Source organism: Streptomyces sp. BHT-5-2 (assembly GCF_019774615.1).
In the GTDB taxonomy this organism is placed as follows: Bacteria; Actinomycetota; Actinomycetes; order Streptomycetales; family Streptomycetaceae; genus Streptomyces.
In genome coordinates, this window is sequence record NZ_CP081496.1 from 671,486 (window position 1) to 683,523 (window position 12,038).

Annotated in this window: 9 protein-coding genes; 1 reads left to right on the top strand and 8 read right to left on the bottom strand. The window is 75.5% G+C overall.

Going from position 1 to position 12,038, the window contains the following annotated elements; genetic code table 11:
• Positions 1 to 35: 35 nt before the first annotated feature.
• The 5 genes from manA to K2224_RS02805 form a co-directional block, all read right to left on the bottom strand.
• Positions 36 to 1,238 carry a mannose-6-phosphate isomerase, class I gene (gene manA / locus K2224_RS02785; RefSeq protein ID WP_221905081.1) on the bottom strand — a complete coding sequence of 401 codons (1,203 nt, stop codon included), beginning with the start codon at positions 1,236 to 1,238 and terminating at the stop codon, positions 36 to 38.
• Positions 1,239 to 1,305: 67 nt separating this feature from the next.
• Positions 1,306 to 2,442, bottom strand: coding sequence for an SIS domain-containing protein (locus K2224_RS02790; protein WP_221905082.1), 1,137 nt, complete (start codon positions 2,440 to 2,442; stop codon positions 1,306 to 1,308).
• 43 nt (positions 2,443 to 2,485) lie between these two features.
• Positions 2,486 to 2,668: a Trm112 family protein gene (locus K2224_RS02795; protein ID WP_221905083.1), complete on the bottom strand. Its 183-nt coding sequence runs from the start codon at positions 2,666 to 2,668 to the stop codon at positions 2,486 to 2,488.
• Positions 2,669 to 2,793: 125 nt separating this feature from the next.
• On the bottom strand, positions 2,794 to 4,152 hold the full coding sequence (locus K2224_RS02800; protein WP_221905084.1) for a phosphomannomutase/phosphoglucomutase: 1,359 nt from the start codon (positions 4,150 to 4,152) through the stop codon (positions 2,794 to 2,796).
• A 101-nt stretch (positions 4,153 to 4,253) separates the two neighbouring features.
• Entirely contained in the window at positions 4,254 to 4,700 is a 447-nt protein-coding gene (locus K2224_RS02805) for a DUF3499 domain-containing protein (RefSeq protein WP_221905085.1), read from the bottom strand.
• Between the two features lie 268 nt (positions 4,701 to 4,968).
• Here K2224_RS02805 and K2224_RS02810 point away from each other — a divergent pair, with 268 nt between their 5' ends.
• Positions 4,969 to 5,427 carry a metallopeptidase family protein gene (locus K2224_RS02810; RefSeq protein WP_221905086.1) on the top strand — a complete coding sequence of 153 codons (459 nt, stop codon included), beginning with the start codon at positions 4,969 to 4,971 and terminating at the stop codon, positions 5,425 to 5,427.
• Between the two features lie 51 nt (positions 5,428 to 5,478).
• On the opposite strand, the gene K2224_RS02815 is transcribed toward K2224_RS02810, so the two are convergent.
• From K2224_RS02815 to K2224_RS02825, 3 genes are all read right to left on the bottom strand, one after another.
• The gene (locus K2224_RS02815) at positions 5,479 to 7,080 is read right to left on the bottom strand and encodes a DUF5719 family protein (protein ID WP_221905087.1); all 1,602 of its coding nucleotides are present in this window, start codon (positions 7,078 to 7,080) and stop codon (positions 5,479 to 5,481) included.
• Positions 7,077 to 10,862 carry a glycosyltransferase gene (locus tag K2224_RS02820; protein ID WP_221905088.1) on the bottom strand — a complete coding sequence of 1,262 codons (3,786 nt, stop codon included), beginning with the start codon at positions 10,860 to 10,862 and terminating at the stop codon, positions 7,077 to 7,079. Before K2224_RS02820 ends, K2224_RS02815 begins: the two co-directional genes overlap by 4 nt.
• A 319-nt stretch (positions 10,863 to 11,181) precedes the next feature.
• On the bottom strand, positions 11,182 to 11,445 hold the full coding sequence (locus tag K2224_RS02825) for a WhiB family transcriptional regulator (protein WP_003983763.1): 264 nt from the start codon (positions 11,443 to 11,445) through the stop codon (positions 11,182 to 11,184).
• Positions 11,446 to 12,038 lie beyond the last annotated feature (593 nt).

Below are 12,038 nucleotides of genomic sequence, written 5' to 3' on the forward strand. Positions count from 1 at the left end.
GGGGCGTCGTGCGGTGGCCGGATCGCGGACGGGCGTCAGACGACGACGGTGGCGCGGAAGAGGGTGCCGTCGCCGGTGAGGGTGAGGTGTTCGCCGGCGGGGGCGAACGCGGCGGCGCCGGGGGTGAGGGTGAGGTCGCGGGTGGTGCCGGTGTCGCTGGTGAGGCGCACGGTGCCGGCGGTGCAGAGCAGGATCTGCGGGGTGCGGGCGGGCAGCGGGCGGGGAGCTCCGCCGGGGGCCGGGACGAAGCGGGAGAGCCGGAACTCCTCGATGGGGGTGTCGTAGACCTCCTCGCCGTCGGTGTCCTCGGGGCGCAGCACGCCGGCGTCGCGGGGGGTGAAGCGGACGACGCGCAGGAGTTCGGGGACGTCGACGTGCTTGGGGGTGAGGCCGCAGCGGAGCACGTTGTCGGAGTTGGCCATCAGCTCGACGCCGAGGCCGCCGAGGTAGGCGTGCGGGACGCCGGCGCCGAGGAAGAGGGCCTCGCCGGGCTGGAGGCGGACGTGGTTGAGGAGCAGGGTGGCGAGGACTCCGGGGTCGCCCGGGTAGTGGCGGGCCGTCTCGGCGCAGGCGGCATACGCGTCGGCGTGCGGGCCTCCCTCGAAGGCGAGTCGGGCCGCGGCCACGGCGGCGCGGTCGACGGTCTCGGCGAGGGCGCGGGGTTCGGTGCCGAGGACGGCGGTGAGCACCTCGCGCAGGGCCGCCTCCTCGGGGCCGGCACGCAGGATGTCGGCGTACGGCTTGAGGTCGGCGACGTCCAGGCCCACCAGGAGCTCAGCGGCCTCGGCGGGGTGCCGGAAGCCGCAGAGGCCCTCGAAGGGCGTGAGGGCGCAGATGAGTTCGGGCTTGTGGTTGGCGTCCTTGTAGTTGCGGTGCGGGGCGTCGAGGGGGATGCCGCGGGCCTCCTCGTCGGCGAAGCCGGCCTCGGCCCGGGCGCGGTCGGGGTGCACCTGGAGGGAGAGCGGGGCGCCGGCGGCGAGCACCTTGAACAGGAACGGCAGCCGGGGGCCGAAGGCGCGGACGGTGTCGGCGCCGAGTTCCGCCTCGGGGTCGGCCGCGATGACCTCGGCGAGGGAGACCGGGCCGTGGCCGCGGTCCAGGTGCGAGGGGGCGCCGGGGTGGGCGCCGAGCCACATCTCGGCCTGGGGTTCGCCGGTGGGCGGGACGCCGAGCAGGTCGGGTATCGCGGTGGTGGAGCCCCAGGCGTAGGGGCGCACGGTGTTGACGAGGCGGTCCATGCGGCTGCTTCCTGACGTGGCGTGGGTGGTCGGGTGGGGCGCGGGGCGGCGGCCCCGGGCCCCATGATCACTCGGTGCCGGCGAGCGCCAGGTAAACGGCACCGAAATCGGCGATGGCGAGGAGCTCCGCGGCGCGTTCCAGGTCGCTGCCGGGGGTCGGCTGGAGTTCGCTGAGGGGGGTGTCGCGCTCCTCGGCGAGCTGCTGGGCGGCGCGGGTGGCGGAGAGCGGGTCGGTCTCGGCCTCGCGGAGCAGGACGATCCTGGCGTGCAGGGCGGCGGGCTGGTCGACCCGGTCGCGGAAGAAGTCGTCCGGGTCGGCGCCGGCGGCCAGCGCACCGGCCAGGAGGGTGCGGTGGGTGGTCAGCGCCTCGGGGAGCTCGGCGGGGAGCGCGGGGCGGCCGGCGAGTCCGGCCAGCTCGGTGGCGAAGTGGCGGCCGACGGCGCCGGCGATCGGGCCCTCGGTCCAGATCAGCGGGAGCGCGTCGGCGAGGTCGGCGGCGAGGGTCTTGCCGGGGTTGGTGTAGGTGGGGATGGCCGGGCCGCAGCGTTCGGCGACCTGGTCGAGGCGGTCGGCGAGCTTGCCGACGGCGTCCGCGGGGGCGTTGATCAGGCCGATCCGGTCGGCGAGCACCAGCAGCGGGATGAGGAGGGACCAGAGGGTGCCGGGGGCGGCGGGCGGGGCGCCCTCGACGTCGAACTCGGTGTCGTAGGCGGTGGTGGCGAGCGGGACGGGCAGGCCGCGGGCCTGGACGACGGCGTCGGCGAGCGGGCCGCCGGCGGGGGTGACGGCGACGACCGCGCAGCCGCGGCGGTAGGACTGCTCGACGAGTTCGGCGAGGCCGGGGTCGGCGGCGTCGGGCCCGGCGACGAGGAGGAGGTCCAGCGGGCCGGCCCAGCCGGGCAGCGTCCAGCGGAGGGCGCCGGGCACGGGGGCGACGCCGGTGGGCTGGACGAGGCTGACCGGGCAGCTGCCGCCGCTGAGCGCGCGCAGCAGGTCGGCGACGCCGGCGGCGGCCGGGCCGGGCCCGGCGACGAGGACGGCGCGCGGCCGCCCGTCGGGGCTCAGCTCCGGGATGCCGGACTCGGCGGCGCCGCGGGCTGCGGTGCGGACCCGGGCGCCGGATTCGGCGACGGCGCGCAGCAGACCGAAGCGGTCGGCGCCGGCCAGCGCCTCGGGGGCGTCGAGCAGTGACTCGTCGAGCATGGTGGCGCGGCCTCCGATCGCCGGGTGGGCAAAGTGGCGCCGGTCAGGCGGGGCGGCGGGCTTCGTCGACGAGGAGGACCGGGATGCCGTCCGTGACGGGGTAGGCCAGGCCGCAGTCGGCGGAGGTGCAGATCAGCTCGGCCGGGTCGGCGGCGGTGGCGTCCTCCAGCGGGGCGTGGCAGGCCGGGCAGGCGAGGATCTGGATCAGGCTGGCTTCGACCGGCATCGGGGTGCTCCTTCGGCGTGGTTGCGGCGTGGCCAGCGTACCGCCGGAGCGGGGGGCCGGGCCTGCCCGGAGGGGTTTTCGGCGGGTGGGAGGGCCGCCGTGCGGGCGGCCCTCCGGGGGGGCGGTCAGCCGCGGATGAGGGCGAGGACCTCGTCGCGGATCCGGTCGACGGTGGCCCGGTCGCGGGCCTCGGCGTTGAGGCGGAGCAGCGGCTCGGTGTTGGAGGGGCGGACGTTGAACCACCAGTCGGCGGCGGTGACGGTCAGGCCGTCGAGTTCGTCGAGGGTGATGCCGTCGCGGCCGGTGTAGGCGGCCTTCAGGGCGGCGAGGCGGCCGGCCTGGTCGTCGACGGTGCTGTTGATCTCGCCGGAGGCTGCGTAGCGGTCGTAGGCGGCGACGAGCCCGGAGAGCGGCCGGTCCTGTTCGCCGAGGGCGGCCAGGACGTGCAGCGCGGCGAGCATGCCGGTGTCGGCGTTCCAGAAGTCGCGGAAGTAGTAGTGGGCGGAGTGCTCACCGCCGAAGATGGCGCCGGTGCGGGCCATTTCGGCCTTGATGAAGGAGTGGCCGACGCGGGTGCGGACGGGGGCGCCACCGTGTTCCTCGACGACCTCCGGGACGGACCAGGAGGTGATGCAGTTGTGGATGACGGTGCCGCCGGGGTGCTTGGCCAGCTCGCGGGCGGCGACCAGCGCGGTGATCGCGGACGGGGAGACCGGGTCGCCGTTCTCGTCGACGACGAAGCAGCGGTCGGCGTCGCCGTCGAAGGCGAGGCCGAGGTCGGCGCCGAGCTCGCGGACCCGCTGCTGAAGGTCGACGAGGTTCTTCGGGTCGAGCGGGTTGGCCTCGTGGTTGGGGAAGGAGCCGTCCAGCTCGAAGTAGAGGGCGTCGAGGTCGAGGGGCAGGCCCTCGAAGACGGTGGGGACGGTGTGGCCGCCCATGCCGTTGCCGGCGTCGACGACGACCTTCAGGGGGCGGATGCCGGTGAGGTCCACCAGGGAGCGCAGGTGGGCGGCGTAGTCCTTGAGGACGTCGCGGCGGGTGACGGTGCCGCGCTCCGCGGCCGGCTCGGGGGCGCCCTGCTCCGTCCAGCGCTCGACCAGGGCGCGGATGTCGGCGAGGCCGCTGTCCTGGCCCACGGGGGCGGCGCCGGCCCGGCACATCTTGATGCCGTTGTACCGGGCGGGGTTGTGCGAGGCGGTGAACATCGCGCCGGGGAGGCCCAGGGCGCCGCTGGCGTAGTAGAGCTCGTCGGTGGAGCACAGGCCGATCTCGGTGACGTCGGCGCCGCGGGCGGCCGCGCCGCGCCCGAAGGCGGCGGCCAGGCCGGGCGAGGAGGGGCGCATGTCGTGCCCGATGACGATCGCGTCGGCGGCGGTGACCTCGACGAAGGCCGCGCCGAAGAGTTCGGCCAGCGGCTCGTCCCACTGGTCGGGGACCACACCGCGCACGTCGTACGCCTTCACGATCTGCGACAGGTCAGTCACAGCCAGCCCTCCTGGAGTCGCTACGGATGCACAAACCTACCGGTAGGGTCCGTGCGGGGGCCGGGAAACAGCCGTGATCGACAGCGGGCCGGGGGCGGCGGTCAGGAGTCGGGCGAGCGCAGGACCCTCAGGTGGCCGCGGCGGGCGACCTCCATGGGGTGGCCGTCGCGGCCGGAGGGGGCGGGGGTGTCCGTGCCGCCGGCGGCGCGCTCCTGGGGACGGGCGGCCTCGCGGACGGCGTTGGCCAGCGCTTCGAGATCGTCGCCGCAGGGGCGGGCCGGGCCGGGGTCGACGGCGAGGCGGACGACCTCCCAGCCGCGGGGGGCCGTCAGGCGCTCGGAGTGCTCGGCGCACAGGTCGTAGCAGTGCGGCTCGGCGTAGGTGGCGAGCGGTCCGAGCACGGCGGTCGAATCCGCGTAGACGTACGTCAGCGTTGCGACGGCGGGGCGGCCGCACGCAGTGCGCGAACAGCGACGTACAGGGCTCACGACGTTGGACGGTACCGCACTCTTGAGCGGGCCGCGACGACTCTCCCCCGGCTCACCCAACCGTGTCGTCCCGCTTCGTCCGATGCGTCTGACCTGCACCCGTCGGTCGGGACGTCCCGGGAGCGGGGCCGCGGAGTGCGGGCCGGCGGCGGATCACCGTCACCAGGTGGTGCATTTCGTGTCATTCCGCGGCACCGGGCGGGAGCGGGGCGATCCGATGCGGGGCCGCAAACGAACCGAAGCGGGGCCGGTCCGGTCACCCGACGACAAGTGGCGCGTTGTCGCACAACGCCGTACGGCTCGTGCCGGGAGGGCTACGCTCGATCTGATGGACAGTCCCGTACCTCCCCGACCCGCGGAGCCGCGGCCCCGCCGCCGCGACCGCCACGGCCGTGGCATGCGCGGCCCGATCGCGCCTCCCCAGGTACCGCTGTCGGTGACCCGCGCCGACGCGTTCACGGATCTTGTCTACGACTCCCGGGACCGCCTGGAGCGGCGCTGGCCGCAGCTGGCGCAGGTCGATTTCCTGGTGCTGGAGGTGCCCGGGTTCGGGCCCGACGGCGGGCCGGACGCGCTAGCGGAGGAGGACGGCGTGCCGCTGGGCCGAGTGCTGCCGTCCGGCGGCGGATATCGCGACCGGATCGTGATCTACCGCAGGCCGGTGGAGATCCGCACCAAGGGCCGCGACGAGCGGGCGCTGCTGGTGCACGAGATCGTCGTGGAGCAGGTCGCCGAACTCCTGGGGCTGGCACCGGAGTCGGTGGACCCGCGCTACGGGCAGGAGTGAGCCGGCGCCGCGCAACGGGCGGTGTCGCCGTGCAGCGGCGCCGGCGAGGGGTCAGCGGGTGAGCAGGGACAGGTCCTGGCCGGCGGTGGGGACCACCACCGAGCCGCGGTCGTCGGGCAGCGGTTGGACGGTGAAGGCCGGCACCCCGCCCTGCGGCAGCGCCAGCATCCGGGCCGCGTAGACCGGGCCGCTGCCGGGCTGCGGCTCCACGGTCAGCGCGTAGGCGCCCTTGAGGCCGGACGGCTGCGGCGGCGGGACGGCGAGGCTGGTGCCGCCCTTGACGGTGTACGTCTTCGAGACCGGGGTGCCGCCGTCGCTCCCGGCCGACGCGGTGACCTTGACCTTGGCGTCCTTGCCCTTGGTGGGGGCGACGAGGGTGAGGGTGCCGCCCTTGGCGCGGTTGTCGGCGACCGTGCCGCGGGTCTCGATCGGCCGGGTGGCCGGGATGAACGCCGTCTCCTGGTTGTCGCCCTTGCCGCGGACGACCTTCAGCGCCGCGGTGACCGGGGCGCCGGCGGCGGCGTCGCCGGGCGTGAGGACCAGCGAGCCGGCCTCGCCCTTGGTGACGTCCTTGAGGTCGACGGTGGTGGTCATCCCGCTCTTGACGTGCAGGCTGTCCAGCCCGGTCGGGGTGATCAGGCCGGTGGGGGTGGCCAGTTGGACCTTGAGGTCGGCGTCGGAGTCGCCGGGGGCGACGGCCACCAGCTGGACGTCGGTGGCGTCCGCCGGGATGCCCGGGAGGACGACACCGGGGGACGGGTCGGCGGCGGGCGGCAGCCAGTCGCCGCCGGCCTTGGCGTCGGCCGCCTGGACGGCCGCCCCGATCCGGCCGGAGCGGACGCTGACGTGCAGCGCGGCGCCGTCGGCGGGGCTGCCGGTGAGGGTGGAGAGCAGCACCGGGACGGTGGTGTGCGGCGGCACGGTGATGTCCTCGCCGCCGCCGCTCGCCGTCAACGGGCCGTCCTTGCCGCGCATTTCGAGGTCCACGACGGCCGGGGCCGGGTCGGGGTTGGTGAGGTGGACGTAGTCGGTGCGGCCGGCGGCGGTGCTGACGCCGGGGAACCAGAACTGGGTGTCGGGCGCGGTGCAGGTCAGGCCCTGCAGGCCGCGGCCGGAGCCGGCGGCGACGGCGGTGGTCTGCTGGACCGTCCAGCCGGGGGCCGGCACGCCTTCGGCGGAGCCGGCCAGGGCGGGCGCGCCGGAGCTGTCGGTGGTCGCCACGACCGGCTTCCCGGCCTGCTGGAGCGGGACCACGGGCTTGGTGTCGGGCGGCGGGACGGTCTGCGGGGCGCCGGAGTCCGCGGCGCCGCCCTTGCCTCCCTTGCCGCCCTTCCCCTTGGCGTCCTTGCCGCCCTTGCCGGCGGGGTTGCCGTGGCTGTCGGCGACCGTGCCGGTGGGCAGGAGCTGGGCGGTGCCCTTCTTGGTGTCCGCGCCGGCGGCGGCGCCCGGCGGCGAGAAGGCGGTGTAGGCGGTCTCGGCGACCTCCGAGGAGCTGGGCGCCGGGCACACCAGCGTGGAGCGCTGCACGGGCAGCCGGGTGCCGCTCGCGGGGGCCGCGGCGCCGTCGCCGCCGGGGGCCGCGACCGCGGCGACGCCGGTGACGGCGGCCAGCGCGGCGGCCGCGGCGGTCAGGGACAAGATCGTGCGCTTCACTGCTGCTCGCTCCCGTCACGGCGCGGCTCGGGGAAGGCGCCGGGGTACGTCGTGCCGTCGTAGGGCTGCTGCGGGTGCTGGTCGGGCCCGGCGTCCGGGTACGGCTGCTGGCCGCCGTAGCCGTACGGGTCGTAGGCGCCCGCCTGGTACGGGTCGGCCGGATAGCCGCCGTACTGGCCGGCCTGGTACGGGTCGGCCTGGTACGGATCGGCCTGCGGGTAGGGCTGCTGCTGCCCGCCGTACGGATCGGGCTGGTACGGGTCGGCGGCCTGCGGATAGGACTGGGCCGCGGCGGCCGGGTCCGGGGCGGCCTGCCAGTCCTCGTAGACGGGCTGGGCGGGGACCGCGGCATACGGGTCGACGGCCGGGACGGGGTCCTCCGGGGCCGGGACGGCGACCGGGGGCTCCTCGGTGCCGGCGGCCGGGACGCCTGCCTCGGCGTCGGTGGTCGCGGCGGTGGCACCGGCGGCCTCCGCCTGGGCGCGCAGCCGGCGGGCCCGGCGGCCCTCCCCCGGGGCCTGTGCGGCGGCGGGCGCGGCGGCTTCCTCGGGCAGGTCGTCGTCGATCTCCCGGCGCCGGCCGGGCAGCGCCATCACGACCAGGACGAGCGCGAGCAGCCCCTGGGTCCACAGCCAGAGGGTGTGGCCGAGAGGGTTGTCGTGGGTGAGGTCGAGCCGGCCGCCGGAGGAGGGCAGTTGGAATCCCTGGGCCCAGCCGTCGACGGTGACGGGCTTGAGCGGGGTGCCGTCGAGGGTGGCGTGCCAGCCGTCGTCGGCGGCGTCGGCGATCCGCAGGATCCGGCCGGCGGGCCCGACGGGCACCTTGGCGCCGTGCGCCGCCACCGGGCCGGCCGCCACCGCGACGGGTGCCGCGGCGTCGCCGTTGCCGGTGCCCTCCTTGGTCTGCCCCGAGACGATCGTGATCCGGGAGACCCGCTGGTCGACGCGCCACAGGGCGCTGCCGTCCTCCTGGCTGAGCCGGGTCAGGCCGGGGGTGGCGTCCAGGACGCGGCCCATCTCGCGCGGGGCGCCCTTGCGGACGAGGACGTAGCGGACGGCGTAGCCGCCCAGCCGGTCGGTCTGGTCGGCGCCTGAGCCGGCGACGAGGTGGGCCACGACGTCGTCCAGCCGGCTGTCCGGGCCGGCCTCGGCGGCCAGGTCGGCGTCCCCGAGCACGGCCCCGGAGCCGCGCACGAGGGAGTAGGAGACGTGCCCGGCGGTGCCGTCCAGGACGAGGGTGCGGGCCCGGTCGGTGGTGGTGGACTCCTCGGCGACGAACGCCGGGACCTGGGTGGCGTCGCGCCGCTGGAGCGGGCCGGACGCACCGGTGATCATCCAGCTGGCGGCGGCGTAGAGCGGGGCGATCAGGCAGGCCAGCGCGACGAGTACGGCGGCCGGCTGCTTCCAGCCGAAGCCGAGCGCGGTCATCCGGGTGCGGATGCCCTCGGCGCCCACCGCGGCGGCGCACAGCAGCGCCAGGCCGTAGACGAGCATCGCCGGGCCGGTCCAGCCGGAGCCGTTGCCGAGCGCCGCGCACAGCAGCCCGGTCAGGGCCACCGCCCACGCGGTGCGGATCGCCCGCTGCCGGGTGTCGCGCAGGGTCGCCCCGAGGGCCGCCAGCACGATGCCGAGCAACAGCAGCCCGCCGACGGCCTTGGGGCCGCCCGGGCTGAGCCCGACGAGGTCCAGGACGGAGGCGGAGCCGGCGCCGTAGTCGAGGCCGGCCTCGCGGAAGAACTGCGCCGGGTGCGCGAGCAGCGACAGCGACCAGGGCGCCAGCACCACCAGCGGGGCCAGCACCACGGCCAGGAACCGCAGCAGATACGCCACGATCAGCCCGCGGCTGCCGTCGAAGAACCGCAGCACCACGAGCGCCGCCCCGAGCACGACCGCGATCGGCCAGACGATCGGGGTGAAGGCGGTGGCGACGGTGACCAGCAGCGCGTACGCCCAGGCGGCGCGCCAGCCAGGCCGGGTGCCGGGCGCCAGCCGCAGTCCGGCGGCCGCGATCCCCGCGCGCGCCATCAGCGGCAGCAGGACGGCCAGCAGGGCGGTGCCCAGGCGGCCGCCGGCGAGCGCGCCGGTGGCGGCGGGCAGGAAGGCGTAGGCGATGCTGCCCCAGGCCCGCAGCAGCCGGGAGCCGACCAGTGGGCGGGACGCGAAGTAGGCGGTCAGGCCGGCCAGCGGGACGGAGCAGACCAGCAGCAGGGTGAGGGTGAAGCCGGTGCTGCCCAGGAAGAGCGTGGACAGCACGGCGAGCACCGCGAGGTAGGGCGGTGCGGAGGCGGTGTCGCCGACGCCGACCGGATGCCAGCTGTCCACGTAGGACGACCACAGGCCGCCGAGGCCGTCCGGCGCCGGCAGCAGCGCGCCGCCGACCAGCGAACCGCCGCCGAGCAGATCGCGGCAGGCGATCAGCGAGACGACCAGCAGCACGAGGAAGAGCACCGGCGCGGGGCGGCGGGCGATCCGCTTGAGCCGCGCGAACTGCTCGATCTCCAGGTAGTCGGCGTCGTCGCCGCCGGGCCCGGATTCGACGGCGCCGTGCCGGCCGGAGGAGGCGACGTCGGGGGCGGCGCGGCCGGCGAGGTTGCCGGCGATCTGTTCGACGGTGGCGCGGACGGTGGCGCCGGGCGGCGGGAACAGCGACCGCAGTTCGCCCGCGTCGACCGCCGGTTTCCCGCGCCGCCTGCGGGCGGCGAGGATCTTGCCGGGCCGGAGCAGGGTGCCGAAGAGGCCGGCGAGTTCGTCCAGCGCCTGGCCGGGGACCTTGCCGACGAGGTAGGCCACGACCCGCAGCAGGGTGCCGATCAGCAGCCGCAGCAGGGTGTACGGGACCAGCGCGCCACGGGTGTTGGCGAGCAGGGTGTAGACGGCGCCGGCCTTGTCCACGCGGTGCGGATTCGCGACCGACCGGCCGACGCAGTCGATGGGGCGGCGCTCGCGGGCGGCGGCCTCGGCGTGCCGCAGCACCGCGTCGGGGGCGACCAGCACCTGGTGGCCGGCGGCCTGGGCGCGCCAGCACAGGTCGACGTCGTCGCGCATCAGCGGCAGCCGGCGGTCGAAGCCGCCCAACTGCTCGTAGACGTCGCGCCGGACGAGCATCCCGGCGGTGGAGACCGACAGCACCGGGCGGACCTGGTCGTGCTGGCCCTGGTCCTGCTCGCGGCGGTCCAGGCCGGTCCAGCGGCGGCCGCTGCGGGCGATGCTGACGCCGGCTTCGAGGAGCTGACGGCGGTCGTACCAGCTGCGGAGCTTGGGGCCGACGACGGCGGTGGAGGGGCTGGCGTCGGCGACCCGCAGGAGTTCGGCGAGGGCGTCGGGGGCGGGCGCGCAGTCGTCGTGCAGCAGCCACAGCCACTGGACCGGTTCCCCGTGCGGGAGTTCCGGCATGTCGTACGCCTCGTCGTGCCAGGTCCGGCTGACCGGGTCCCAGCCGCTGGGGCGGCGCAGATAGGCCAGGTCGTCGGGGCCGAGGACGGGGGCGGCACGGACCGCCTCGTCGACGGCGGTGCCGAATCCCGAGCGGCGGGCGAGGTGGAGCACGCGGTCGTCGCCGATCGCCTCGGCGAGCAGCCGGGCGGAGTCGTCCGCGCTGCCGGTGTCGGCGCCGATGACGTTCTGTACCGGGCGCTCCTGGGCGAGCAGTCCGGCGAGCGCGTCGGGCAGCCAGCGGCCGCCGTCGTGCGAGACGATCACGGCCGTGACGACGTGCCGCGGGAACTCTGGTGTGGCGGCTGCATACGGGGCGGCCTGCGCCGCCGGCTGGCTGTGCACGGACATCGAGGTACGGGCCCTCCGGACCCGGGAGCCGGGGCCCGCGGCGAAGTCGCTCAAGGCCCCCGCCCCCGGAAGACACTGCGACGGACTACGAGGGACACGCGCACGCCGCGCCGGCGGTGCGGGCGTGACCCGGACGGGGCCCCACACTAATGGTTCGCGCCGGCCCGCCGACCGGCTCCGTACACAGCAGACCGCCTCCGGCGGGCAGTGCGCTGGAGGCGGTGCGTTCGTTATAGGGGGATATGGGGAGTTGGGGTGGTGCGGCGGCGCGGTCGGCGCGGCCGCGGGCGGCTGGTGCGGGGGGCTGGCCTGTCACGGTTCAGACGGCGGCCTTCTTGAGCCGGCGGCGCTCGCGCTCGGACAGACCGCCCCAGATACCGAAGCGCTCGTCGTTGGCGAGGGCGTATTCGAGGCACTCGGACCGGACTTCGCAGGCGAGGCAGACCTTCTTGGCCTCGCGGGTGGAGCCACCCTTCTCCGGGAAGAAGGACTCGGGGTCGGTCTGGGCGCACAGTGCGCGCTCCTGCCAGCCGAGCTCCTCGTCCGCCTCCTCGACCAGCAATTCCTGGAACAGCTCGGTCATGTGCGCCCCTCGTCTGTCTTTACGTCCCCGTGATCAAGCCGTGATCGAAAACGGCTGAACGACACGAGTGAAATTACAAGTGTGCTGATCCGGGCCAGTCAAGCCGAGATCTGCTATTGGGCCTCTTATTCACTCTGCGGAACCAAGCGTATGCGGAAAGTGTTCAAATCATGCAAAACCAGGACACTTCCCCGGGTGGTCGACCCGTGGCCTTCTTCTCACCGAGTGAGACGCCGACTGACGGCTTTCGCGTTGCACCGCGGCCCCCGGAGCGGGAAAGATCACAGCCGGATCACAGGACCGCAACGGCCGCCCCGGGCGCGGTCGCTGACCGCTTCTCCGCGTCATGGGCTGCACAAACCTTTCTCCGGTCCGGGTAACCGGATGAGGTGAACGGGGGCCCGGCGCGCCGCTCCCCGTTTGACAGCGCACCACCGCCCCGTGTCTCCTTGACCGCATGCCAGCGACCTCCGCGCACCGCCTGACCCGTTCCTACGGGTCGCTCTGCGCCGTGCAGGCACGCTGTCGCTGTTCCAGCTGTCGCAGCCACTGAGCTCCAGCCCCCGCGCCCGCCCCATCCCGGCCGGCGCCCC